Below are 25,659 nucleotides of genomic sequence, written 5' to 3'. Positions count from 1 at the left end.
TGAATAAAAGGTGACGGGATAAAACCGTCACCTTTTTTATGTCGTCAATTGTTAAAATAATCAAAAAGGGCTTCTTATTATCTATATCCTTTATGCAAACAAAAACCGGGGTGCATCCAATTCTAAACATATTGTATGAACACCCTGTATAAACTATGTGCAGGCAGCCTGCTGATCCTGGGCGCCACCACCCTCATCTATTCAAAGAAGCCACCTGTTACTCATAATACACCTGCACCCAGCCGCCAAAAGAAAGTACAGATTGCAGTGCTGCTTGATGTAAGTAACAGTATGGATGGCCTTATTGGCCAGGCCAAAGCCCAGTTATGGAACATGGTAAGCGTATTGGGCAAAGCCACCTGTAACGATGTGGCGCCAACCGTTGAAATTGCGCTGTATGAATATGGCCGCCCTACCAATGACGCGAAAGCTGGCTATGTAAAACAGATCAGCTATTTTACCCGTGATCTCGACGAAGTATCCCGCAAATTGTTCAGCCTTACTACCAATGGCGGCGATGAATATTGCGGCCATGTTATGTATACTTCTTTAACAAGCCTTGAATGGGACGCCAATCCTGATGACTATAAAGTAATTTTTATTGCCGGTAATGAAGATTTTTTACAGGGCGACATCAGTTATACCCAGGCCTGTGCCGAGGCCAGGAAAAAAGGGGTAATTATCAACACTATTTATTGCGGCGACAGGGCCCAGGGCATTCGCGAACACTGGAACCTGGGCAGTGAATGCGGAACCGGCAGCTTTACCAACATCAATCAAAATGCACAGGTAATTGATATTCCTACTCCTTACGATACTGTATTATTTCAATTGAACATTCAATTAAACGGAACTTATATTGGATATGGAAAAGCCGGTCAGGCAAACATCTCAAAACAGGCTGAGGTAGATAAAATGAATTACGGACTGAATAAAGCAGCTGCGGCACAGCGTGTGGCTGTTAAAAGCAAAAAACAATTGTACAACAATTCCACCTGGGACCTTGTAGATGCCAGCCAGGACGATGCTGCCATGGTTGAGAAAGTAGATATGGCTACCCTGCCCGACAGCTTAAAAAACAAAAGCCGTACAGAGTTAAAACAAATAGTAACTACCAAAAGCAACCAACGCACAGCTATACAAAAAGAGATCTCGGTAGTATCGGTAAAGAGAGAGGCTTACATAAATGCGGAGAAAGCACGCCGCGCCAATGGGGGCAATGAGCAAACGCTTGAAACTGAAATTGAAAAAATAATCAGGCAGCAGGCCAAGCAATTCAACCTGGTTATACACTAAGCTTGAGACGGTTCTATCAATAAAAAGCGGCGATAGTCAAATGACCATCGCCGCTAATCTTTTTAAGGCAACTTACCTAGAATGGCAGATCGTCATCGCCGCCAGACGATGCTTCAAAAGTGCCAGGCATAGTGTTGAAGTTGCTGTTATTGCCGGGCACCGGAGCGCTGCTATTACCGCCACCACCTTTGGGAGCCATTTTCCAGGCTTTTACATCGGTGTACCAACGGCCATTGTATTCCCTGCTTTCCACATCAAAAGAAACATCCACCAGGTCGCCGGTTTTAAAGCTGCCCATATCAATTTTATCGCCCCAAACAGCGATACATACTTTTTTAGGATAATTGTCGCCTGTTTCAAGAATAAATTCCTGCTTTTTCCAGGTACCGTTTTTTCCCTGGCCAGACTGAACCTGTAAGAACTGAATAATTTTTCCGCTGATATCCATAGCTAGTAATTTCTTTTATATCTCATCAAAGGTATGTTTACCGTTCACATTTCGGGAAATTTGATCTCACAATTTTTTAACAGCCCTAAAAAGGAATGCTGTCCGGGTCAACGTCCTCCAGGTCATCATCATATTGATCTTTAAGGCCCAGTTCTTTACATGTGCACCATTCATCGAACGGACAGGATGGCGGGTCATAACTGCAGAACTCAACGGTTTCAAAACCATTTTCGACAATGGCCACCTTTTTTTCAAGTACACTTATGAGCAAGGTATATTTTCTGGAAACGGGTAGTTTCTCCGGCATTTCCACCCCAATGTTCCAGGTAAATAACAATTTTTCAAATGCAAGACTTACGGCTTCCATTTGCTCGTTTGTTAACTGTTCCGCAGGCGGAAACTGTTCTATTAGTAATCCGCAATAATAACTGAAATCATGCTCCGGTTCATTCTCGAGCCATTGTTCCACTTCTTCAAAATATCGTTCAATGGCTTCCAGATCATTTTCTCCGGTGGCGGCAGAATACGATTCAGGTGGTTGTTCCCGGCAGGCTTCGGCAATATCAGCAAGTAGGTGGTTAATATAGGACTGCATACAATAAACTTCAATTATGCAAGCATAATCGTATTTTATTATTATGAAAATTACTACCGTTTAAGGCGAAGGGCTTATTTTTCGGATGAGGGTTTGGGAGTTGCCGGCAGGTATTGTGCTTAACCCATACCGTTATACCCAGGGTTTATATATTAGTTGGAAAGTTAATTAATTCTTACAATAAAAAAAGCACCGATTTGAAATCGGTGCTTCATTTAGAAGATTTCTAAAAAATGTATACTTAGGCTGCCATCCGGTGATATAACTGGTCCCCAATTGCATCAACGACCTTGGGTGGTATATTACTCGCGGTAGAACCTCTGTCGATGGCGGTTATTCGCTTTAATGCCGGGTGCCATCCAAAAATATACACAGGACTACCATTCACACTTACCCGGTATTGCGTTTCCATAGTATAGGTTTGAAATGCAGTGGCTTTTACAAAAAGCGGAGTGTCGTCAACCAGCATTTCAAACTCCTCTGTTCTTGTTCTCGTTGCATTCTTTCGTGCATTCATAAGAATCCTCCCTTTTTAGTTATATGAATACAGTAGTTTTTCAACAACTATGCCGGAAAAGCCCTGCTATGCCAGTTTGCTGACTGGTAATTCTTCACATTTTTCAGCGGAGGATTTACGATGGCCCTTATGCGTTTAACGCACAACAAGTGGGTAATTTAAACACCTATTTGTGGAAAAAAATACATTATGAACCACGTTGCGCACGACCCGCTACGCGTGTTGATTTGGCAGCGCCCTTAGTATTGCTTTTTCCTTTGGTTGGAATAGGGGCCTTATTACCGGTTGCAGTGTTGCCTTTCTTTTTGTCTTTCTTATTGGTATTAAACAATGACATATATTCTGATTTAAATGGGTAAAGTTACAAAAGCCTGTCTATAGTATAAGGCACAAGAAGTGTTCAATATAACGAATTACTCTTTACAAACGTATATCTCCTTTTCTTGCAGGCATAATTTGGGATTCTTTTATAAAATTAAAAGTCACCCTGCAACAGATGACTTTTACTTTTTCATGGCTAAATCCGTTACTGATACTTAAACTTTAAAACCGAATAATTCAGCAGGTTAACCTTGCCGGTTTGTGTACTTACTAACACTTGTTTTGCTCTAATCATTTGTAATTCAAACAATAACAACCCCATGCCGATTAATATTCGGTAACACTCTACAAATTTACAATAAATTTCTTAAAACATTCTTGCTAACAGAATATTATTCAGAAATACCCTAACTTTACAGAAAATTCATCGGAATGGATGTTGTTTTAGATAATACCGATCTGCAAATCCTGGAGCGCATGCAGGCCAATGCCCGCATTTCAAATGCCGATCTGGCCCGCGAATTAAACATGGCGCCTTCGGCAGTGCTGGAACGGGTTAAAAAGCTGGAGCAGAAAAAGGTGATCCAGGGTTATTCCACCCAGATCAATCCGTCCTCCATACAACAAAAATTACTGGCCTTTATTTTCATCCGCTCGTCTGAAGGTTTTACCTGCAGCAGTAGTACGGCCCAGGCGTTAGCGGCTATCCCGGAGGTGCAGGAAGTACATCATATTGCCGGTGAAGATTGCTATCTTATAAAAGTGCGCACTGCCGACTCATCAACCCTGATGCAGCTGATGCGTAACCAGCTGCAAAAGATCCCTAACATCGCAAGCACGAAAACAACCATCGTTCTGGAAACCGTGAAAGAGCAACAACAATTGGTGATTCCTAAAATTTAACTGTATGAGTGATGTAAAAAAAAGCGCTTCTCCACTATTAGTTATAATTGCCTTTGCAACTGTGTACCTGGTTTGGGGCTCAACGTATTTTTTTATACAACGCGCTGTTGGGCATATTCCGCCTTTTATCCTGGGCGCCATTCGCTTTTTGATTGCAGGCGGCTTATTACTTGGGTGGTGTGCTATCAGAGGTGAAAAATTATTTAACTGGGCTCATATAAAACCTGCGCTGGTGAGTGGTTTACTGATGTTGTTTGTTGGTAACGGCGCTGTTATCTGGGCCGAACAATCATTGGCCAGTTCGCTGGTAGCGGTACTGGTTTCATCGGCGCCCATCTGGTTTGTGGTGCTGGATAAACCCAAGTGGAAGGAAAATCTTACCAGCAGCTCTACTATTTTAGGGTTGATCGTTGGTTTCATTGGAGTGATCCTGTTATTCAGTGAACAGGCTTCAAAAGCTTTGGGCGCAGGCAATGGCCACCAGGTTATAGGTTTGATCGTGTTGATTATTGGTGCCATGGCCTGGGCCGGCGGCTCCCTGTATTCCAAATACAATTCAAAATCTACTTCAGCAACGGTTAACACAGCATGGCAAATGCTGGCTGCCGGAATTGTTTTTGTGCCCAGTAGTTTTATAAATCATGAATGGAGCACATTTCAAATCGCGTCGGTAACAACAGGTTCCTGGTTGTCGGTGTTCTACCTTATTACCATGGGTTCGCTGGCAGGTTTTAGTGCCTATGTATGGCTGTTACAGGTACGTCCGGCCACACAGGTAAGCACTTATGCCTATGTTAATCCCGTAGTAGCAGTTTTATTAGGGATGCTTTTTGCAGGTGAGCACATAAGTTTTCTGCAAATTACCGGACTGGCGGTGATCCTGCTGAGTGTCCTATTGATAAACCTCGCAAAATATCGCAGCGAAAAAAAGTCGGTAGCAAATGATTCATCTTCTTCCATAAAAGATAATATTGTTATTACGCCCAGGCAAAAGGCGGTGATTTAGGCTGAACGCTTAATGCCGAACGCTTAACGCGAATACAAATAATTTTAAAGTAATTGGGTTTTTAGGTTATAAATAAACTGGTCAGCAGTGGCCGGTTTTATTTTTTTGGCATCATTCTTCGATCATAAAGATTTGTATAAATTCCAGCGGAGGGCTTTCGGTTGAGACTTGTTTATTGTACCTTGCCGGGGAACACTGTACCAATATATTATCTTTTTTAACATTCATCCAGTATTGTACCTATAATCTCTGATCTATGAAAAAGGCAGTAAAAATCTTCTGGTGGGTCTTTTTTTGCGGATTGATCTGTGGCGTGTTGTTTATTGTTTCTGCCAGTGTTGGTTTATTAGGCAAAATGCCTTCCATCGAAGAATTATCAAACCCAACTGCGCTCATCGCCAGCCAGGTATATGCCGAAGATGGCACCCTGATGGGTAAATACCTCATTGAAGACCGTATTGATGTGGAGTTTAAAGACATCAGCCCCCAGGTGATAAATGCTCTGGTGGCTACTGAAGACGAGCGTTTTTATTCACACAACGGCATCGACGGCCGTTCGCTCATGCGATCCTTCGCCTCTTTTGGTACCAGCGGTGGCGCCAGTACCATCACCATGCAAACAGCCAAAAACCTGTTTACCGATGACTGGGCTACCCGCAATTTAATTCTGCGGCTAATTCAGAAAGTAAAAGAAGCCATTATTGCGGTAAGACTGGAACGTAATTTTTCCAAGGAAGAAATTATCACTCTTTATTTAAATACAGTTGCGTTTAGCGACAACGTATATGGTATCAGAAATGCCTCCAGTACCTTTTTCCAAAAAGAACCTTCAGAGTTAAGCACTTCAGAGGCCGCAGTTCTTGTAGGGATGTTAAAGGGAAATCAGATGTATAACCCACGCAGGTATCCTGAAAGAGCAAAGGATAGAAGAAATACGGTATTGCACCAAATGGTGAGAAGTAATTTTATAACCGAAGCTGAAGCTAATGCTTTGGGCAAGGAACCGATAAAGCTGAATTATAGAAAGCTGAATGAAAACACCGGCCTTGCGCCTTACTTCCGCTCAGTATTGGGCGAAGAATTAAAAAAATGGTGTAAAGACCATGAGAACCCCGCTACCGGCAAGCCTTATAATATTTATAAAGATGGATTGAAAATATATACAACCATCGACCCCGTGTTGCAGCAGTACGCTGAAGAAGCAGTTGCCCGCCACATTCCATACATGCAAAAAATTCTGAACGCACAAAAGAACGTTAAGAGCGGTTCAGTATGGAAAGATCATGAGAATGTGCTGGAAGCAGCCATGAAACAAAGCGATCGCTGGAAGAACATGAAGAAGGAAGGCAAGAGCGATGATGAGATCCGCAATAGTTTCAAAGAACCAACCAAAATGACGGTTTTTGCGTGGAATGATAAACACGGGATCGATACCCTGATGACGCCATACGACAGTATTAAATATTGCCGTCAGATGTTACAGGCCGGTTTCCTGGCTATGGACCCACAATCAGGCGCCATCAAAGCCTGGGTAGGTGGTGTTGATTTTAAAACCTTCAAATTCGATCACGCGAACATTGGCACCAAACGCCAGGTAGGTAGTACCATTAAACCGCTGTTGTACGGTTTGGCCATCAATGACGGTGGTTTTACCCCCGCAACACCGGTGGAAGATGTACAGCAAAACTTTGAAGGTTTTGGTCCGGTACCAGCTACCAACGCTTCGTGCTCCAACCAAACCATGCCAATGGCCGAAGCGCTGGCTCAATCACGTAACTGCGCTACTGCCTATATCATGAAAAACATGGGTAACAAAGGCAATGACGCCGCGGTGCGGTTTGTGAGTTTCCTTAAAACCTGTGGCGTTACTACAGATATTGAACCGGTGCCCGCGATTTGTTTGGGTAGTGGTGAAATTTCACTGTACGAAATGGTGCAGGCATACAGCATGTTCCCTACAGGCGGTTTTTCGGTAAAACCAATTTACATAACCCGCATTGAAGATAAGAATGGTAACCCTTTACAGGTATTTACTTCAGAACGCAAAGAAGTGATCAGCGCATCAACAGCCTATAATGTGATCACCATGATGCAGGGCGTAATTAATCATGGTACCGGTAAACGCACTGCCAGCTATGGCATTAACATCGCCAACGTGGCCGGTAAAACCGGTACAACCAACGATAACAGTGATGCCTGGTTTATGGGTTACACGCCGCAGTTATTGTGTGGTGTATGGACAGGTTGCGACGATCGTTTTATCCGGTTCAGCAGTACCGCTGTTGGTCAGGGTTCTTCAGTGGCTTTACCGGTTTGGGCATATTTTTATGCAAACTGTTTAAAAGACAAAAGAACCGGGCTGGATGCCAAACATCTTTTTGTAAAACCACAGGGGATGGTTATGGACACTATTCCAGACTGGACTAAAAAGCCGGTTATTGATGGCGAAGGCGGTACAGCTCCGGTAGATACTGCACAAAGTGGATATTAAAGTTTAACATATAAAGTATTAAGGGCCGACTAAAAATTTTTAGTCGGCCCTTTTTCTTTTATATTGCCACATGCGCCATTTATTATTGTTAGTCACATTAGGTTTATCAATCACAGGTTTTGCACAATCCAAACCGTTATACGATCCGGCAGAAACATTTGCACCGGGATTTTATACCAATAAAAGCAGTACCATCCGGTCGGCCAATGGCGCACCCTGCCAGGCTTACTGGCAAAACCGGGCCGATTATACCCTGCAGGCTACCATTGATACGGTAAAACAGCAACTGACGGGATATGCGGTTATCCGCTATACCAATAACAGCCCTGATTCCTTATCATCCTTATGGTTGCAACTCGATCAGAATACCTATCAAAAAGGTGCACGCAGTAATTATTTAACCGATCAGCAACCGCAGGAGTTTACAACCGGGTATTCCATTGACGAAGCGCAAATTCAGCAGGACGCTAAAATTACTACTGCCAATTATATAGTTACTGATACGCGTATGCAGATCAGGTTGAGCAAAGCCCTGCCGGCAAAAACCGGCACTATCACCATCCGGATAAAATACCATTACACCATTCCCGGCGCATTTGGGGGCCGCACCGATTATGTAAAAACAAAAAATGGCACCATTTACGAAATTGCGCAATGGTATCCGCGGATGTGCGTGTATGACGACCTGGTCGGTTGGAACACTTTGCCCTTTTTAGGCAGTGGTGAGTTTTATTGCGAGTACGGCAATTTCGATTACAGCATAACAGTTCCCTGGAATATAATAGTAGCAGGCGCGGGTGAATTACAAAACCCTGCAGAAGTACTTACGCCAAAACAAATTGAACGATTGGCTGCAGCCCGCAACAGCGATAAAACAATTATCATCAGGTCTGCCGCAGAAATTACCGATCCGCACAGCCGGCCGGTGCAAAAGGGCAACCTGACCTGGCGGTTTAAAATGAACAATACCCGCGATGTGGCTTTTGGCGCTTCTGCTGCTTTTATGTGGGATGCCGCAAGGGTTAATTTACCCAATGGCAAAAAATGCATGGCCATGTCGGTATACCCGGTTGAAAGCGAAGGCAACGAAGCCTGGGGCCGGTCAACAGAATACCTGAAAGCTTCTATTGAACATTTTTCTGAAACCTGGTTCGTGTATCCCTACCCTACGGCTATCAATGAAGCCGGTATTGCAGGTGGGATGGAATACCCAGGTATTTTGTTCGATGGCATAAATGATAAAGGGAAAGAATTATACTGGGTTACCGCCCATGAAATAGGCCACAACTGGTTCCCGATGATCGTTGGGTCAAACGAACGCAGCCATGCCTGGATGGATGAAGGCTTTAATACTTTTATCGACCTGTATGCATCGGATGTTTTCAATAAGGGCGAATATGCACCTAAGCGCGACAGTGAATATGCACCTGGCGGCGGCAATCCGGCCGATGAAATATTACCCTATTTAAACGATCCCAAAGCGCCTTCCATGATGCTGGCGGCAGATGCCATTCCGGAAACCTGGCGCCATCCCATTTCTTATTTCAAACCTGCCTTTGGGTTGCACCTGTTGCGGGAATATATTCTCGGAAAAGACAGGTTCGACTATGCTTTTAAACGCTATATCCACAACTGGGCATTCAAACATCCATCGCCTGAGGACTTTTTCCACACTATGGATAATGAAAGTGGCGAAGACCTCACCTGGTTCTGGCGGGAATGGTTTATCAACAACTGGCCACTCGACCAGGCGGTACAGCAGGTAAGCCTAGCCGGTAACATGGCTACAATCACTATTGCCAATTTTAATAAAATGGTGATGCCGGTTGTTATTCAACTAACTTTCAGTAATGGTACTACGCAACGGCTGCAATTGCCGGTTGAAACCTGGTTCCAGCACACTACCTATACATTATCAGTTCCGGTTCCGGAAGCCATTACAACGGTTACCATCGATCCGGACCAGATGCTACCCGATGCCAACCGCCAGAATAATATATGGAAAGCGCAATAAATTACCTTTGTTATAAATACGCGGCAGTATGATGAGCCTGACTGAGAAAATATTATTCCTTGCATTTGGCTTTCTTGTCATCATTTTTATTTCAGTAAGTTACCTGAATAAAACTGATGCCCTTAAAATGCTAAAAGATAAATATGAAACGGCGCTGGGCGGCGACGACCGGGAAGCAGCTATTGCAGCCGGTCAGGCCTATTACCGCTCTTTGCGTGGCGGCGAATTGACTATTGACGATGAACGGGCGATTCTTAGAGATGTGGCGCATTTGCCCGAATTGGAGAATACAGAAAACGAAGAGCCTAATATTTAAATAGAATCAGTTACAAGTTTCAGGTTACAGGGAAAACAAGTAACCGGTGCCCTGAAACTTGTAACCTGTAACTACTGCTACGAAAACAACACTTCACTCAATCCGGCAACCCGTTTAGTTTCACCCCACATCCCACGTAAGTAACGCCGTTATACTTCGCCTCCACCTTATACTCATACCAGTTATCACTCATGCCATCGCTGCAAAACATGGGCGTTATAATTATTTGCATACCGGCGGTGCTGGTTTCTGTATTATAGATGTACTGTCCGTTTTGCTGAGTGGCGGCTACATAGGGAAATACCACAGGCTGCGTGCTATCTACCTGCAAAAAACTGATCTGTTTCTCTTTATCAATTTCCATTAGCCAGAACGGTTCATTACCCAGGGCAAAAAAATCTATCCCCGCAGCTTTTTTCTCCATCCAGGCAATATTATCAGCTCCTAATATTGTACGGCTCAGATACGTATTTGAATAAAGTGCTACGGGCGCCCCTGTCAAACTCACTTCTTTCAGGCCTTTATTGGTAACAGCAAAACGTTTGATAAGCGCATTATTCACTAACAACTGCAATTGATCGCTGGTGGTTAGCCACCGGCCTTCCGATTCCCGGGGCGGCAGATCCCTTCCATTATACTCATCTTTCAGGTGAAATGTATGGTCAGTTAATAATAAAACTTTCCTGGTGATATTGCTGCAGTCGTTACAAGGTATGGTACCGGTATAATAACCGGGAACAAAAGTGGTGGGTGTATCGGTATCATCAGGGTCAACGTTGCGTAAGGAAAATAATGTATCGATTGTGGTAGTAGTATCCGCGGCAGATGGTACGGGTACTGGTACAGGATCATTGCAGGCTATAATAACCAGCATAAACAGGCCAAAACAGGATCTCATTGTTATTTATTTTCCAAAGGGATGATTTAACGGAAAGTGAAGGTTGTTCCTGCAAAGAATGGGCCGTGTTTATTAAAACAAAGAAAAAGGGTACGGATCTTTGTAATTTGCCCTTCGGTAAATAAGGACCCATCCTGCTTAGCTTGCTTTGCCTTTGTGTTCCCAAAATTCTTTGACAATCCTGCCATCTGTCATCTGCCGGAGCCGGCGTGTAAAGCGTTCTCCCTTTATACACCCCGTATTGTCCTTACGGCCAAGGACCAATACAATGGCATCGCCTTCCTTATCAGTTTTAAAGGCCAGATCGTAGTGATTGCAATGCGTTTCAATAAAAGAAGATGGTTGGTACTTCTTGCGTAAAATTTTTAAAACAGGTTCTTCCAGCTCCATAGTTCTAAATTTTTAACGTGAGCAAATATTGATTTTTAATTTTCATAGTATTGGGGCCTGCTTCATTATCACAACATGTAGCCTTATCTAATTGGTTCAGAACGTTCGGGGGAAAGTTGCTATTGCTTTTGAGTCTATATGAGTTGCTTTACTAAGACGGGTGGTTCAACAGTGACATAACCACGAAATTGCACTTACTAAAAACGTTAAGCAATCGTTATTATAAATGGCTAAAATTATAATGCCAGTGGCCATACACTATCTATGTAACCTAAATGTGCAGCCATTTTTTTCCACATATACTAAAACGTGGCATATGTTATACAAATCAGGGTGGATCCGAATGAATAAGGTGGGTAGTTATGGGTCACACTTTGCCCTGGACGCATTTAATGGGAGCACGGAAGATCGATAGCTTTAAAAATTATAGCAGGTATAAGTATATCAATAAATTTCAGGAGAGTACCATCTGTATAATAGATGGCAAAAGTCATACAGCTTTTTAAAGTTACAACTTTACAATTAAAAAAACACCAATGGGATATTAAATTGGCCATAGCAGGCAACATTTTTATCAAAAATCAACTGGGTAATTGGTAAGGGTTTCTCTACCAGTTTTATAATAAGCATGTTAGCCAATCGTTATTTTTAAATATTTGGTGTACACACATTAAAAAATACGTACTTTAATAATTCATGGACTATCTGAAGAAGTATAAGAGCTTTTTGTACAGTTATTATCTTAGCTCCGGCGTACGTATTACGGCAGGGGTTGTTTTGCCCGCACTTATTTTTAGCTATTTCGATATGCTGTCGCAAGGGGTGGCCGTATCGCTGGGCGCCATGTGTGTAAGTGGTACCGATAATCCTGGTCCTATTCACCACCGGCGTAATGGTATGCTGATTTGCTTGTTGTTTTTGATCATTGTTGCTTCATTAACCAGTCTTGCAGCCGCCTACCCTGTTCTATTGGGCATTCTCATCACAGGTTTTTGTTTTGTGCTCTCCATGATTGGGGTGTATGGCGCCCGCGCCATCGCCATTGGGGTTAATGCTTTGCTCATCATGGTTTTACAAATGTCGCACCCGGGGCATGGACGGGAGGTGATAATTCAGGCGGCTTATATTCTGCTGGGCGGCTTATGGTATACCGGTTTAAGTTTATTGCTTCACAAATTTGCCCCCTACCGGCTGGGTCAGCAGGCATTGGGCGAATGCATGGCCGCTACTGCCAATTATATTCGTATTCGCGCTCAGTTTTACGATACCAACGCCGATTTCGATAAGATCTATCGACAGATGATAGAACAGCAGGCGATCGTTCATACCGAACAGGAATTGGTAAGGGAGCTATTTTATAAAAGCCGTGACATTGTAAAAGAAACAACCAATACAGGACGTACCCTGTTGATGCTTTTCAGAACCCTCGTCGATCTGTTTGAGCAGATCATGACCTCGTACCACGATGACTATAAAGACCTGCATGCAGCTTTTGATGGAACCGAACTGATGACCCGCTACCGCCAGCTGATTATGCAACTGGCCGCCGAACTCGATGATATCAGCATTGCCGTAAAAAGCGGCCGCCGCTCGCGCGAAACTACTGCCCTGGCCGATGCTATTAAAGAAACGCGCCGGTACTACATTGAGCTGCGGAACACAAAGCGTACGCCTGAAACGCTGGAATATTATATTACCATGCGGAATATTCTGAGCAATATCGAAGACATTGCCGACCGCATGCATACCCTGCATTTATATACAACCTATCAACAGAAAGTTGGCAAAGTCAATACGCCCGATGAGTATGAGAAGTTTATAAACCGGCAGAACTTCAGCTTCAAAACACTTATTGATAACCTCAGCATGCAATCGAACTATTTCAGGCATGCGCTACGGGTAAGCCTGGCTACCCTGGCCGGCTATATTGCTTCCTTGTTCCTGCATGTGGGGCACAGTTACTGGATCTTACTCACCATAATTGTGATCTTAAAACCGCAATACAGCCTTACCAAAAAACGGAATTTTGAAAGGCTATTCGGAACAATAGCCGGGGCCACCATAGGTTTGGTGATCCTGTATTTTATAAAGGACCGGACTGTTTTATTTGGGATCATGCTGGTATTGATGCTGGGCACGTACAGCCTGCTGCGCACCAACTATATGTTCGCGGTTATTTTTATGACGCCCTATGTCTTGCTGATCTTTCAATTGTTGTACGACATTCCATTAAAAAATGTATTGACCGATCGCCTGATAGATACCACTATTGGATCTGTAATTGCTTTTATTGCCAATCTGTTGATCGTTCCGCTTTGGGAGCGTTCGCAGATCTCGAGCCTTATTGCCACGGCTATTGAAAAGAACACAGCCTGGTTTAAAACGGCTATTAACAATTTTATGGGTAAACAGGTAACACCTATTGAATACCGCATCAGCCGTAAAGAAGCATTTGTGGCGCTGGGCAATTTATCCGATGCCTTTACGCGCATGCTGGGCGACCCCAAGTGGCAACAGAAAAATATCAACATCATTCACCAGTTTGTGGTGTATAACCACCTGCTTACCTCGCATATTGCCACTTTATCACACTTCGGGCAACAATTTGCGGTAGCCAATGTTACCAAGGATTTTGTTCCGGTAACCAATTATATCGAGGCAGAATTATGCGCTTCTTCCGCCATTCTTAGGGGAGAAACAACACCGGCCGAATCGGCCCGGGCGCCGCAATGGCAAATGATAGATAAAAGGGTAACCAACTTAATGATGAGCCGACATAAAGAATTGCATCAGGGTTTAACTGATACCGAAACTCGTAAATTGTTACTGGAGGTGAAATCGGTTACCGATGAATTCAGGATCATTCATGATGTTACAGCCGATATAAAAAAGGCAAGCTTGCAACTGGCCGCTGCCGGTTGAGCACCTATTCCTTCATTTTTACTGACTTCTTTAAATGCCTTACATACAAATAAGCAATGCCCAACAGCAGAAAAAATAGCAATTTGTGTATACAGAACGAGATGAACTCATACCCCTATCAGACCAGGTGCGTGTAAGTAAAATAAGTAGTCTAAGGGTATGCCACTAAATCAAAATAAGTTTAATACAAAGCCGGTCCAATTAAACAGGCAAATAGTTTGAAATAGTCTGGAGGCGCAGCATCTTTGTGGTGTTAACAGTTAACGCGATCTAATTTCCTGAAAAATACCAGTAAGTAACCTTTGAAAGCTATCAGAATCCAATAGGTGAAAAACCGTACCGTCCAATGTCCGTTAAAAATCTATCCAATCCTGAAAGACCAGAACGTTTACCAAGGATCCCTTTAATTAATTAATTATCCTCCCGATAATATCGGGAGGTTTTTTTATGCTTTCCCTGAAATATGCTTATTTTTACTTATACCCTAAAGGTTGCTTTTATTTATTTTCCTTTACGCGAAACGTTCTTCCTACAGCGTCCCAACCTTATGAAATCAAATTTTCCCGCGCACCATATCATGATATTGTAATGATACACCAGGCTGGTTAGGCTTTCATTTAGTGGCTTGTACATGATCTGATAATTAAACAAGGGCATCATGAAACAAAAGCTGATGTGCATTTTATTCATCGATGATGATGAGCCCACTAATTTCCTGAACAAATTGATTGTTCAGGAAATGGGATGCGCCCATCATGTTGAAGTGGTTACCAGCGGCGTGGAAGCCCTGGAGTATTTAACCGGTACAGGCACCTTTGAAAACAATGGTAAGATGCATCCCCGGCCTGACCTGATCTTTTTGGATGTTAACATGCCGGGTATGGATGGCTGGGAGTTTCTGCAACATTATGAAAAATTACCGCCTTACCAAAAGGCCAACATAGTAATGGTAATGCTTACTACCTCGCTAATCCCCGACGATGAAGTGGCTGCGCAAAAGAATATTGAGATCTCAGGATTTGAAAATAAACCCCTGGAACCCGAAGTAATAAAAAAAATACTGTCCCGGTTTTGTCCGGATGTATGCTAATCCCGCGATTGTTTTCTATGAAGGAAATCAAAGAAAATATCTGGTCAAGTGAGGAAACCACCCGGCTGATCATGAATTCGGCGCTCGATGCCATTGTGTGTATTGATACCGATGGGTATATTATCATCTGGAACCCACAAGCGGAAAAAACGTTTGGCTTTACTGAAGCCGAGGTAATGGGCCGCCGCTTGTCTGAAACCATTATTCCCGAACATTACCGGGCATTACATGAAGCGGGTTTAAATAGGTATATAAACACCAGCCAGGCAACGGTTCTAAATAAAGTTTTTGAAATTTCTGCCCTGCACCACAATGGTCACGAGTTTCCCATTGAGCTAACCATCATACCAATGCGATTGAAGGAGCATGATTTCTTTTGTGCTTTTATTCGTGATATTACCGAACGAAAGGAAGCGGAAGACCGGCAAAAGGAATATGCCCAGGATCTTAAACGAAAAAACATAGAGCTGGAACAGTTTGCCTATGTGGCCTCCCATGATTTGCAGGAACCTCTGCGGACCGTATCGGGTTTTGTTGAATTGCTGAAGCGGCATTATAAAAGCGAGACCAACGAAAATGTAATTAAATATATTAACTACATCACCGATGCCTCTGACCGGATGCGACGGCTGGTGCAGGACCTGCTCGATTATTCACGGCTTGGCCGGGAACATATACTTGAACCGGTTGACTGTAACCAGGTGGTGCAGGAAGTATTGAGCGACCTGGCAATGGCCATCCTGGAAAGTAAGGCTGTAATAAATATCGACCCGCTGCCACTTATTTCAGGTTATTCTACCGAAATGAAACAGCTTTTTCAAAACCTGTTGAGCAATTCGCTAAAATTCAGGAAACCGGGTGAACCGCCGGTAATTAATATTACTGTAACGCCGCATGAAGACAGCTGGCAATTTAGTGTAACAGATAACGGCATTGGAATTGATGAAAAATACCGGGAACGCATATTTGTTATCTTTCAACGCCTGCATACAAAAAACGAATATGAAGGCACCGGTATAGGACTGGCTCATTGTAAAAAGATAACTGAACTGCACAATGGAAAAATATGGGTGGAAGCTACGCCAGGCGTGGGTGCTACCTTTTACTTTACGGTTAAGAAGAGGAATACGGATAAGTGGAAATTGTGAGTGGTGAGTTGAGTTGTTCCTCATTCCTCATTTTTAATTTCCCTGAGCCTTCCGATCGCCTCCCTCACCAATTCCGGCTCAAAGCCCTTCTGCAATAAATAATCAGTAGTCTTAGCCATTTTCACAAACCCGTTCACGCCTTCCCCTTTTACAGTGTCCCATTTTTGCTTTGCCAGTTTGTGCAGGGTTTTCACATAGTCTTCCGCATCCAGCTCCTTCATAGCCTTGTTTATGCAATAGGTGCTCACCTGTTTCTGCTTAAGGGCATGTTCTATTTTTACCCTGCCCCATTGTTTCATGCGGAATTTGCCCCCGGCAAACTGAATGGCAAAACGTTCCTCGTTCAGGTAATCTTCTTCGATCAACTGAGCAATTGATTCTTCCACCATTTGTTTGCGTAATCCGAAAGAATACAGTTTTTCTTTCACCTCGGCATGGCAGCGTTCCTGGTAAGCGCAATAATGCCGTAACTTTTGCAACGCCTGCTCCTTGCTATACTGTTGTTTCCTTTGTAACATCTTTTCTTGCCTATTGTCAATTGCTTATTGCCAATTGATTACTCCTCTATTCTATCCACACAACCAAAATCATTCTTCAGCAGGTCGTCGTAATAATCAGCCTTTTTAAACAGGTTATCAAACGTTTTTACGCCGCCATCCTGAGTAATGTCCAGGTCGTACATAATGCACGATAACACAATGTTCTGGTTCTGGCAGCTTAATACCAGGCTGTTGGTGCGGTAGTTTTCCTGCAGCAGAAACTGGTACAGCGGTTTTATTTTCAGGGCGTCTGTCGGCATCTGGCACAGGTATGCATCACCCACTACAAAGTAGTTTTCGGCATTGTAGGTGATCTTTATCTTGGCGCTTCCTTCACGCACTTCCCAGCGATTTACACCTTCGCGGGCAAGCTTGATGTCTTTACCAAGTTCTTTTAAAATATCTTCAATGGTTTTGGCCACACCGGTTGGCACCACTTCCTGTTCGGGCATTTGTGGCAGTTTTACCTCGGTACCGCATGCAGGACAATACTTTTCAGAATCTATGTTTTCTGGCAATACCAGGTAGTCGCAGCTGTGGCAACGCGTGCTGGTCACCCCTTTGTGCGGCGCATATAATTGCAGCGCCTGGCGCAGGTAATTAACCGGTAAGGCAAAACCCATATTATCGCCGCCCTGTATTTTGAACGAATTCACGCCAATCACCTCTCCATTGGTATTTACCAATGGTCCGCCGCTGTTACCGGGGTTGATGGCCGCATCGATCTGGATGAATTTTAAACCATCGCGCACACGGTCGACTTTTGAAATAACCCCCTGTGTAGCGGAATAATTAAAACCAAAGGGGTGGCCAATGGCTACCACTTCATCGCCGTCTTTCAGGCCATCGTACTGGCCCAGGCGAATTTCAGGGATTTCCACATTGGCGGGGCCCTGTAAGAAAGCCAGGTCGTGTTTACGATCGGTATACCATACGCGCGACAGGGTTTTCTCAAAGTTTTTACCGGCAATGGTAACCTCGGGATTGTCATGCACCACGTGATCGTTGGTTACAATTAAATCGAATTCCTTTACATAAAACCCGGTACCGGTACCTGATTGGGTGGCTATTTGTATGATGGCGGTCTGAAACTGGCCAATTATATCCTGAACCATTGATTAAATATTTTGCACCAGCAGGCAGTCACCACCGGGGTGGTACCTGTTGGTTTATGTAATTAGTTTGCGTCGAAATTTAACGTAGTGAGCTCAGTACTAAAGCTGCTGTTAAACGTTAGCAGGGTTTGTAACTGCAGGCTTTCCGTTTTAAAATTCAGCTTGGGGTACTTCGTCTGCCAGGCAGAAACGATCTGCTGAATCCGTCCGTTTATGAGCTCCTGGTCAAACTGATTGGCCTGTGCATCATAATAGGGAACGGAAAATCCAAGCGCTTCAAAATACGCACGGTAGTTGATCTGCATAAACAGCAATACCAGTTCGGTAAGCGGTTTGGGCAAACTGTAAGAATACTGGCTGAAGGTAAGCGCGTACTCCATTACATTATTGGCAATAAGCGGGTAATTGTTATCGCGGTACCACACTACATTATTCGCCGCCGCATTAATGGCGTCTACAACGGTTTGGTGGTGTTGCGGCATCACAATAGCGAATGTATGTTTTGACCGGAACAGGTACGGGTATACCTCTTCTTTTGTTTTTGTGAGCAGTTTCTTATAACCTTCTATCATGCCCTGGTTGCGATCGATAGTGCCTTTTTCATCCTTGCGATAATAAATCTCCACGATCTTTTCCAGCTCGTTCAACAGTTTTCCATCGGGACAAATACAAAAATCTATGCGGAAGGCCAGTGACAATAACAGGTAGGCAATTCCACCCGAAAACTTATCGGCGTCCAGGGTGGCGGCATAGTCGAGCGTTTCCCTGATCCAGGTGAGCATGAAATTGTATTTCACCTCTTTTTCCGATTCGGGAATACCAATGATGTGTTCAGTATCTACCGTTTGCAGGGCGGCAAATTCCTGCACCAGCAGGTCATCCAGTTTATCGGCTTTTATGGCCAGCTCTTTTAACCCGTAGTACAATTTATTGGGATTGGCGGCTCTTATATCGCTGTCGAACCGCATGCACAGTCGGTCATTATCCAGGGCATACCGGCTGTAATAGAGGTTGAAATTCATCTCCAGCAGGCGGCGCATAACCGGTACGCTGGCCTGGGGCATTTTCGCCAGGGTAATTTCAGCTTTCAGGCTATCCTTGTCAAATTCGCCCCGAACGATCTTGGAGCCCTGGTACACCTGAAAGGTGCCACTCTCGTTATTCCGGTTCAGGATAACATTACCTAATTTATCATCAGCGAGGTAGTCAAAAAATGCCGCGATGCTGTCGTAATAGGATTGCTGTTTGAAAAGATTGTCGGCATCGGTCCAGCGGCGCACTTTTTCAACCGATTTGTTATTATCGGAATAGCGGCCAAAAGGAATATCGGGTTGAACTGCCTGAAGCGCCTGCTCCGGGCTCTTTTTACCACGACCGAATAATTTGTCAAACATATAAGGTTATATTGTTTTTAAATATCAGAATATTATATAAACAGTATATGACTAATAAAATTGCTGTTTATTTAATTTTTTGTCATTGGTTTTGAAAAATACCCAATACCCGCTTAAGGCTTAATGCTCAATGGGTAACGCTAAAATACGTGTTCAGCCTTTGCCGAACAATAACGAAAACCCGCTTCTAATTTTATGTGGGAAAGCCACCTAACCAAGCCTGCCGGATACTGTTTTGAATGGCCCGTTTTGTGGTAAAACGGGGTAACGGCTGGTTGATCGTTACTACGGTTTGGAATACACAGCTGCAGGCAAGATAGCATATTTGTGGATTTCGTGTTTTAAAAAAACCGGGTAAATTATTCAGTCATAACCCTATATTTGCTCAAATCTTAATCAGTTATATGAAGTTTATCGTTTCATCTTCGGCTTTATTGAAACAATTACAACAGATTAGCGGGGTGATAAATGCCAATACTGTACTGCCGATCCTGGAAGATTTTTTGTTTGATGTACAAAAAAATCAACTGTCGGTGGTGGCAACCGATCTGGAAACGGTAATGAAAATTCAGCTGGAGGTGGAAGCCAAAGACACCGGCCGCGTTTGTATCCCGGCTAAAATACTGATGGATTCTTTAAAGAACATTCCAGAGCAACCGCTCACTTTTAATATCGACAAAAATTACGCGGTTGAAATAACCAGCGATAATGGTAAGTATAAAGTGATGGGTGAAAATCCCGATAACTTCCCCAAGGATCCTGTGGCTGATGACACCAATTCTTTCACCATTGCCTCGGCGGCCCTGGTTACTGCCATCAACAAAACATTGTTCGCTGTTAGTAACGATGATCTGCGCCCGGCTATGACAGGGGTTTTCTTTGAAATGAATAAAGAAGGTTTGCAGTTTGTAGCTACCGATGCACACCGCCTGGTTCGTTACAAACGCACCGATGTTAGCTGTCCTAAAACTGATTCGCTCATCGTGCCTAAAAAACCGCTTACGCTGTTGAAAGGCGCCATGCCGGTGAATGATGATGAGCTCACTGTTAGCTATAACAGCAATCACCTGTTTGTTATTCATGGCACCACACAGTTAAGCTGCCGCCTCATCGATGCCCGTTTCCCTGATTATAAAGTAGTAATTCCTACAGATAATCCATATAAACTCACTGTAAACCGCACCGATTTCCAGGGCGCTTTACGCCGCGTGGGTATTTTCAGTAATAAAAGCACCAACCAGGTCGTATTAAGCATCAGCGGCAGCCAGTTGCAGCTGACAGCGCAGGATATCGATTTCTCCTTTGAGGGTAATGAGCGCATGAAATGTCAGTACAATGGAGAAGATCTGCAAATTGCATTCAATGCCAAATTCCTGATCGAAATGCTCAGCGCTACCGATACTGATGAAGTAACAGTTGAATTATCTACTTCTACCAAAGCTGGTATCATCCGCCCCGGCGAGCAGGATGAAAATGAAGAACTGATGATGCTGGTAATGCCATTAATGCTGAACACCTGATCGCTATTTTTATATATCTTGTTTTTCATAAACAAAATGCCGGCAATAACGTCGGCATTTTTTATTTTAATTGTTGCTATTGCAAAATTTTATATCTGATGCATCCAACCCGTAAACTGGGCGAACCGGAATTTTATTCGTAAATTATGGGTAAACGATTTGCTCCATGGAAGCTTTTATGAACTTTTGGGAGAATATTGCCTCCTGGCAACGAATGGCCATTTTGCTGGGCGGAATGATCTTCTTCTGGCTGATTGAAGGCTATTACCCCCTGTTTAAATTCTCCTGGAAACGGTACAAACATGCCGGTGTAAACCTGGTTTTCCTTACCACCACGGTTATTCTGAATATTCTCTTAGGCTCCATCACCATTCTGGCCTGCAGATGGGTTACCAGCCATCATTTTGGCTTACTGTATTTGTTCAACCTGCCATTATGGGCTAATATAATTATCGGTTTGCTGTTTATGGATTTCTTTGCGCAGTATGCCCCGCATTTCCTGATGCACAAAATAAAATTCATGTGGAAGTTTCATATGATCCACCACAGCGATACCAAGGTTGATGTTACCACCGGTACCCGGCACCACCCCGGTGAATGGATCTGGCGGGAATGTTTTACCATTATAGGCGTATATGCAATGGGGCTTTCTATTGGTATGTATTTCCTGTACCGGAGTGTGTCGGCTATTTTCACGCACTTCAATCACGCCAATATCAGGGTGCCGCTCTGGCTGGATAAACCTATCAGCTGGATCTTCGTTTCGCCCAATATGCACAAGGTGCATCACCATTACAAACGCCCGTTCACCGATACCAATTACGCCAACATCTTTTCTTTGTGGGACCGCCTCTTTGGCACCTTTGCCTACACTGATCCCAATCAATTGCAATATGGGTTGGATGTGTTGGAGGGTAAGCCGGATGAGAGTTTATCTTATCAGTTGAAGCTTCCGTTCAATAAAAATATCAAGACTGATTACTAGATGTTTGTAGTTTATGGTTTGTAGTTCTTCTAATGCAGCATGTTTATATTAGTCGTACAGCTCGAATTTCAGGCAACCACAAACCTCAAACTATAAACCGTCATTGTTGCTGCTGAATCATTTCCATATAGCGTCTATAAGAGTTCTCATCTCCCTTCTGCTCCCCATTTGTACTGGGTTGAACAGTTAAAATAGTACCCTGGTCATCGTTGATATGGCCGTCTTCATAACTTACCGATACACCTACTTCGAGATTATGATTGCTGGTGCCTTTATAAGTTCCTTTTACGGGGGAACAATCGCTGAAGTTTCGGCCTACGGCCAGGCGAACATGCAGGTCGTTTACAAAGCAATTATTGGTAGGGTCCAAACCCAGCCAGCCATAATTGGGAATATAGGACTCTACCCAGGCATGAGTGGCGCCTTCGCCCCGCATTCCATTGCGGTTTGGACAAACATAGCCGCTTACATAGCGGGCAGGAATGCCGGTCATGCGGAGCATAACCAATAAAATATGGGCAAAATCCTGGCAAACACCGGCTTTTAGTTTCCAGATCTCATCGGGAGTAGTTTCAACACTGGTAACTCCTTTTATATATTGAAATTGCCGGAAAACATATTCATTCAGTTTTTGAGCGGCTGTCAACGGGGTAACCTGCAGGTATTGGCCCACATGGGTATCGCGCTTTATTTCATCCACCGCCTCACAGGATTCCTGTTTCAGAAAATCAATAAATGGCACCTGGTATTTTACTGCCTGTAAACTATCCCATTGTTCTTCTTTTGGGGTTGAATCTACAGGCAATGGTCTTGCTTTGGTAACCACTTCAATTTTTGAATCGATTTTCAGCTCGGTATGGGCATCGGCAAATGTAAAAGAGCCCACTTCGTTGCCATAATAATCTTTATAAATATCCACCACCGGCTCACCGGTAATGAAAAGATCCTGTTTTAGTACTGTCTGGTACTCATCTTTTACAGGGAACAAAATGATCTGGTTGGCACTCTCGCGAACCGGAACCTCGTACGTATACCTGGTAACGTGATGAATTTTGAATTGTGGCATGGTTGGCAAAAATACGAAATTGGATACTGGTTTTAAGTATACGCAAAACAACACTGGTTCAGGGCATTGGCAATGGCGTACAGGTCAATTTTAATGTCGCTCAAATACTGGTGAAGATCCTGGCTGATAATGGTATCTGCCGTTGAATACCGCACCTTGCTAAGCAGTTTGCCGATCATAAAATCGAGCTGCTGGTAATTATTTACCTGGCCTTCCTGCTTCAGGCGGTCGAAGTACCGTTGCAACCGGGTTATGGAGTAGATAACAGAACGGGGAAAATGATTGTTCAGCACTACCTGTTCCACCACATTGCGGCCATCAAAACCCGACCTGTATGTTTTGAGGTAGAGTTCATACCCTGCTATGGATAATAACAGGTACTTCCAGTAAGGGGCATCGGCTGCAGTGTCTTCATCAAACCGGTTATTCAGGAAACGCACATTGAGCAGGTCTACCGATAAAATAGCGCGTTCCAGAAATTTGCCAATGTTCATAAAGGAATAGCCTTCGCCCCGCGACATGGTTATATCGGCCGTTCCATAATATAACAATCCCTGTTTTATCAACACATCCAGGATGGTAATAGGATCATCTTTCTGCAGCCAGTTAGGCAGCCAGTCTTCCTTGGTGGTATGATAATAATCATTCAAACATTGCCACAGTTCTTTAGTAATGTGATCCTGCACGCTACGGGCATTTTCACGTGCACGGGTTACAATATTTACAATGGCGTTTGGATTGCTTTTGTCGGCTACTATGAACTGCAAAATACCGCGTGGGTTTGTTTCCAGCTTTTTGGCTTCTGCTTCTTCCAAATAGGTGAACAGGCGCAAAACAGGCTTCCACGAAAATTCATGAACGCTGTCCTGCGAATACATATAGTTAACCTTCAGCATTCGCAAAATACCATCGCTGCGCTCCATATAGCGGCTCATCCAGTATAAACTATCGGCGACTCTACTTAGCATCTAAAAAACCTGTTTATAATTTGAAGTGTATGATTTGTGATCCTGTTTAGCTGTTTCAGGTTACAAGTTGCAGGTTACAGGGTGCCGGTTACCCGTTTTCCGGCCGCGACGAAGCACGCCGCGCAGTGGTGTATTCCATTTTCACATTTTCTAATTTGCTAATTAACCTGCTAACACCCACGTATCCTTACTACCTCCTCCCTGCGACGAATTAACCACCAGCGACCCTTCACGCAGTGCCACGCGGGTTAAACCACCCGGAACAATCTCAATACCATCGGGTCCGCACAGGGCATAGGGCCTAAGGTCAACCCGGCGGGGTTGCAATTTTCCCTGCATATAACAGGGCGCTGAGGATAAACTGATAATTGGCTGCGCAATAAACTGGCGTGGATCTTTTTTAACAGCCGCACAGTATTCCACTATTTCTTCTTCACTGGCGGTATTGCCCATTAACATCCCATAACCACCGCTGCCATTGGTTTTCTTTACCACCATGCTGGCGAGGTTGTTGAAAACGTGTTCCCGGTGTTCGGGATCATCTAACCGGTAAGTGGGTACATTTTTTAATATGGGTTCTTCGTTCAGGTAATAGCGGATCATATCGGGCACATAACAATAAATAGCCTTGTCATCGGCCACGCCATTACCAACTGCATTTACAATGGCTACATTTCCTTTCCGGTAGGCGCTCATTATTCCTGATATACCCAGTACGCTGTTTGGATTAAAGGTCAGCGGGTCAAGAAACTCATCATCAACCCGCCGGTAAATAACATCCACCTGCTGCAGGCCAAAAGTGGTTTTCATGTATACGCGGTGGTTATCCACCACCAGATCTCGGCCTTCTACCAGTTCAACCCCCATTAACCGGGCCAGCGTGGTGTGTTCAAAATAGGCTGAATTATAAATACCGGGCGTTAATAATACAATGGTGGGATTGGCTATTTGCCGGGGCGATAGTGATACCAGGTTCTTATGTAAAATATTAGGATATTCCATAACACTTCGCACGTTGTTCTGTGGCAACAGATCGGGGAAAAGGCGTTTGGTGATCTCCCGGTTCTCCAGCATATAACTTACCCCGCTAGGCGTTCGAAGGTTATCTTCCAGAATATAAAACGAGCCGTCGTTATTACGAATAAGATCAATACCTGCTATATGCACATACAGATCGTAAGGCACCGGCAGGTTATACATGTCACGCAAATAATGCGGGCAGCTATATACCATGTCAATGGGTACTACCCCATCTTTTAAGATAAACTGTTTGTGGTAAACATCTTTTAAAAAAAAGTTTAGCGCTTTTAGCCGTTGTTTGATGCCCTTTTCAATGTGGTCCCATTCTGAGGCGGTAATAATACGGGGAATAATGTCGAATGGAAAGATCTTTTCAATGCCTTCACCGCTGTTGTAAACGGTGAACGTAATTCCCTGGCTCATGAACAGTCTTTTGGCCAGTTCTTCTTTTTTGTTTAGCTCATCCTGGTCGAGCTGCTGCATAAAGGCCACCACCCGCTGGTACTGTTCCCGTACAGAGGAATCCCTGTACATTTCATCCCAGGTATTGGTATCGACATAGTACGTTCTTAGCAATTCGGTAGCTTGCATACAGATTAGTTTTGGTGTCGTTAAATGCTGGCAGGCAAATCGCTGGTGGGAAAAATGCGTTCTATCCAAATATAATGAAATGACTGCGTTTATCCCGCATTCAAGT

23 protein-coding genes are annotated in these 25,659 nt (G+C 43.8%); 11 read left to right on the top strand and 12 right to left on the bottom strand.

Annotated features, from left to right (window positions below; genetic code table 11):
• The first annotated feature begins 135 nt into the window (after positions 1 to 135).
• Positions 136 to 1,296, top strand: coding sequence for a vWA domain-containing protein (locus NIAKO_RS31390; RefSeq protein WP_014222515.1), 1,161 nt, complete (start codon positions 136 to 138; stop codon positions 1,294 to 1,296).
• Between the two features lie 76 nt (positions 1,297 to 1,372).
• Here NIAKO_RS31390 and NIAKO_RS31385 read toward each other — a convergent pair whose 3' ends face one another.
• From NIAKO_RS31385 to NIAKO_RS38830, 4 genes are all read right to left on the bottom strand, one after another.
• Positions 1,373 to 1,744 carry a DUF3127 domain-containing protein gene (locus tag NIAKO_RS31385; RefSeq protein WP_014222514.1) on the bottom strand — a complete coding sequence of 124 codons (372 nt, stop codon included), beginning with the start codon at positions 1,742 to 1,744 and terminating at the stop codon, positions 1,373 to 1,375.
• A gap of 85 nt (positions 1,745 to 1,829) precedes the next feature.
• The gene (locus NIAKO_RS31380) at positions 1,830 to 2,339 is read right to left on the bottom strand and encodes a hypothetical protein (protein ID WP_014222513.1); all 510 of its coding nucleotides are present in this window, start codon (positions 2,337 to 2,339) and stop codon (positions 1,830 to 1,832) included.
• Positions 2,340 to 2,580: 241 nt separating this feature from the next.
• The gene (locus tag NIAKO_RS31375) at positions 2,581 to 2,856 is read right to left on the bottom strand and encodes a hypothetical protein (RefSeq protein WP_014222512.1); all 276 of its coding nucleotides are present in this window, start codon (positions 2,854 to 2,856) and stop codon (positions 2,581 to 2,583) included.
• 187 nt (positions 2,857 to 3,043) lie between these two features.
• Positions 3,044 to 3,193, bottom strand: coding sequence for a hypothetical protein (locus NIAKO_RS38830; RefSeq protein WP_014222511.1), 150 nt, complete (start codon positions 3,191 to 3,193; stop codon positions 3,044 to 3,046).
• A 416-nt stretch (positions 3,194 to 3,609) separates the two neighbouring features.
• Here NIAKO_RS38830 and NIAKO_RS31370 point away from each other — a divergent pair, with 416 nt between their 5' ends.
• The 5 genes from NIAKO_RS31370 (at position 3,610) to NIAKO_RS31350 (ending at position 9,907) form a co-directional block, all read left to right on the top strand.
• Positions 3,610 to 4,080 carry an Lrp/AsnC family transcriptional regulator gene (locus NIAKO_RS31370; RefSeq protein ID WP_014222509.1) on the top strand — a complete coding sequence of 157 codons (471 nt, stop codon included), beginning with the start codon at positions 3,610 to 3,612 and terminating at the stop codon, positions 4,078 to 4,080.
• A 4-nt stretch (positions 4,081 to 4,084) separates the two neighbouring features.
• Positions 4,085 to 5,086: an EamA family transporter gene (locus tag NIAKO_RS31365; RefSeq protein WP_014222508.1), complete on the top strand. Its 1,002-nt coding sequence runs from the start codon at positions 4,085 to 4,087 to the stop codon at positions 5,084 to 5,086.
• Between the two features lie 256 nt (positions 5,087 to 5,342).
• Entirely contained in the window at positions 5,343 to 7,577 is a 2,235-nt protein-coding gene (locus NIAKO_RS31360; RefSeq protein WP_014222507.1) for a penicillin-binding protein 1A, read from the top strand.
• 70 nt (positions 7,578 to 7,647) lie between these two features.
• On the top strand, positions 7,648 to 9,591 hold the full coding sequence (locus NIAKO_RS31355) for a M1 family metallopeptidase (protein ID WP_014222506.1): 1,944 nt from the start codon (positions 7,648 to 7,650) through the stop codon (positions 9,589 to 9,591).
• A 28-nt stretch (positions 9,592 to 9,619) separates the two neighbouring features.
• The gene (locus tag NIAKO_RS31350) at positions 9,620 to 9,907 is read left to right on the top strand and encodes a hypothetical protein (RefSeq protein ID WP_014222505.1); all 288 of its coding nucleotides are present in this window, start codon (positions 9,620 to 9,622) and stop codon (positions 9,905 to 9,907) included.
• Positions 9,908 to 10,004: 97 nt separating this feature from the next.
• Here NIAKO_RS31350 and NIAKO_RS31345 read toward each other — a convergent pair whose 3' ends face one another.
• Together NIAKO_RS31345 and NIAKO_RS31340 are read right to left on the bottom strand one after the other, a co-directional pair.
• Positions 10,005 to 10,805, bottom strand: a complete 801-nt coding sequence (locus NIAKO_RS31345) for a copper resistance protein NlpE N-terminal domain-containing protein (RefSeq protein ID WP_014222504.1) — start codon at positions 10,803 to 10,805, stop codon at positions 10,005 to 10,007.
• A gap of 138 nt (positions 10,806 to 10,943) precedes the next feature.
• Positions 10,944 to 11,195, bottom strand: coding sequence for a hypothetical protein (locus tag NIAKO_RS31340; protein ID WP_014222503.1), 252 nt, complete (start codon positions 11,193 to 11,195; stop codon positions 10,944 to 10,946).
• Positions 11,196 to 11,891: 696 nt separating this feature from the next.
• Between NIAKO_RS31340 and NIAKO_RS31335 the strand changes: the two genes are divergently transcribed.
• The 3 genes from NIAKO_RS31335 to NIAKO_RS31325 all read left to right on the top strand — a co-directional run bounded on the left by NIAKO_RS31335 (position 11,892) and on the right by NIAKO_RS31325 (position 16,355).
• On the top strand, positions 11,892 to 14,117 hold the full coding sequence (locus NIAKO_RS31335; protein ID WP_014222499.1) for an FUSC family protein: 2,226 nt from the start codon (positions 11,892 to 11,894) through the stop codon (positions 14,115 to 14,117).
• 658 nt (positions 14,118 to 14,775) lie between these two features.
• Positions 14,776 to 15,207 carry a response regulator gene (locus tag NIAKO_RS31330; RefSeq protein ID WP_014222498.1) on the top strand — a complete coding sequence of 144 codons (432 nt, stop codon included), beginning with the start codon at positions 14,776 to 14,778 and terminating at the stop codon, positions 15,205 to 15,207.
• Between the two features lie 17 nt (positions 15,208 to 15,224).
• Positions 15,225 to 16,355 (top strand): sensor histidine kinase, encoded by a 1,131-nt coding sequence (locus NIAKO_RS31325; RefSeq protein WP_014222497.1) that lies wholly within the window; start codon positions 15,225 to 15,227, stop codon positions 16,353 to 16,355.
• A gap of 20 nt (positions 16,356 to 16,375) precedes the next feature.
• On the opposite strand, the gene NIAKO_RS31320 is transcribed toward NIAKO_RS31325, so the two are convergent.
• The 3 genes from NIAKO_RS31320 to NIAKO_RS39470 all read right to left on the bottom strand — a co-directional run bounded on the left by NIAKO_RS31320 (position 16,376) and on the right by NIAKO_RS39470 (position 19,403).
• Positions 16,376 to 16,873: a regulatory protein RecX gene (locus tag NIAKO_RS31320; RefSeq protein ID WP_014222496.1), complete on the bottom strand. Its 498-nt coding sequence runs from the start codon at positions 16,871 to 16,873 to the stop codon at positions 16,376 to 16,378.
• 38 nt (positions 16,874 to 16,911) lie between these two features.
• The gene (locus NIAKO_RS31315; RefSeq protein WP_014222495.1) at positions 16,912 to 18,009 is read right to left on the bottom strand and encodes a trypsin-like peptidase domain-containing protein; all 1,098 of its coding nucleotides are present in this window, start codon (positions 18,007 to 18,009) and stop codon (positions 16,912 to 16,914) included.
• Between the two features lie 62 nt (positions 18,010 to 18,071).
• Entirely contained in the window at positions 18,072 to 19,403 is a 1,332-nt protein-coding gene (locus NIAKO_RS39470; protein WP_014222494.1) for a type III secretion system chaperone family protein, read from the bottom strand.
• 404 nt (positions 19,404 to 19,807) lie between these two features.
• Here NIAKO_RS39470 and dnaN point away from each other — a divergent pair, with 404 nt between their 5' ends.
• Both dnaN and NIAKO_RS31300 read left to right on the top strand, forming a co-directional pair.
• Entirely contained in the window at positions 19,808 to 20,923 is a 1,116-nt protein-coding gene (gene dnaN / locus NIAKO_RS31305; protein ID WP_014222493.1) for a DNA polymerase III subunit beta, read from the top strand.
• Between the two features lie 166 nt (positions 20,924 to 21,089).
• Complete coding sequence (locus NIAKO_RS31300) at positions 21,090 to 21,908, top strand: sterol desaturase family protein (RefSeq protein ID WP_014222492.1); 819 nt, start codon at positions 21,090 to 21,092, stop codon at positions 21,906 to 21,908.
• A gap of 100 nt (positions 21,909 to 22,008) precedes the next feature.
• Here NIAKO_RS31300 and NIAKO_RS31295 read toward each other — a convergent pair whose 3' ends face one another.
• The 3 genes from NIAKO_RS31295 to NIAKO_RS31285 form a co-directional block, all read right to left on the bottom strand.
• Positions 22,009 to 22,974: a transglutaminase family protein gene (locus tag NIAKO_RS31295; RefSeq protein ID WP_014222491.1), complete on the bottom strand. Its 966-nt coding sequence runs from the start codon at positions 22,972 to 22,974 to the stop codon at positions 22,009 to 22,011.
• A 32-nt stretch (positions 22,975 to 23,006) separates the two neighbouring features.
• Positions 23,007 to 23,942 (bottom strand): alpha-E domain-containing protein, encoded by a 936-nt coding sequence (locus NIAKO_RS31290; protein ID WP_014222490.1) that lies wholly within the window; start codon positions 23,940 to 23,942, stop codon positions 23,007 to 23,009.
• 162 nt (positions 23,943 to 24,104) lie between these two features.
• Positions 24,105 to 25,553, bottom strand: coding sequence for a circularly permuted type 2 ATP-grasp protein (locus NIAKO_RS31285; protein ID WP_014222489.1), 1,449 nt, complete (start codon positions 25,551 to 25,553; stop codon positions 24,105 to 24,107).
• Positions 25,554 to 25,659: the final 106 nt, after the last annotated feature.

Source organism: Niastella koreensis GR20-10, assembly GCF_000246855.1.
Lineage (GTDB): Bacteria > Bacteroidota > Bacteroidia > Chitinophagales > Chitinophagaceae > Niastella > Niastella koreensis.
Note: the sequence above shows the minus strand (reverse complement) of the source record. Positions and strands in the feature narration are given on the sequence as shown.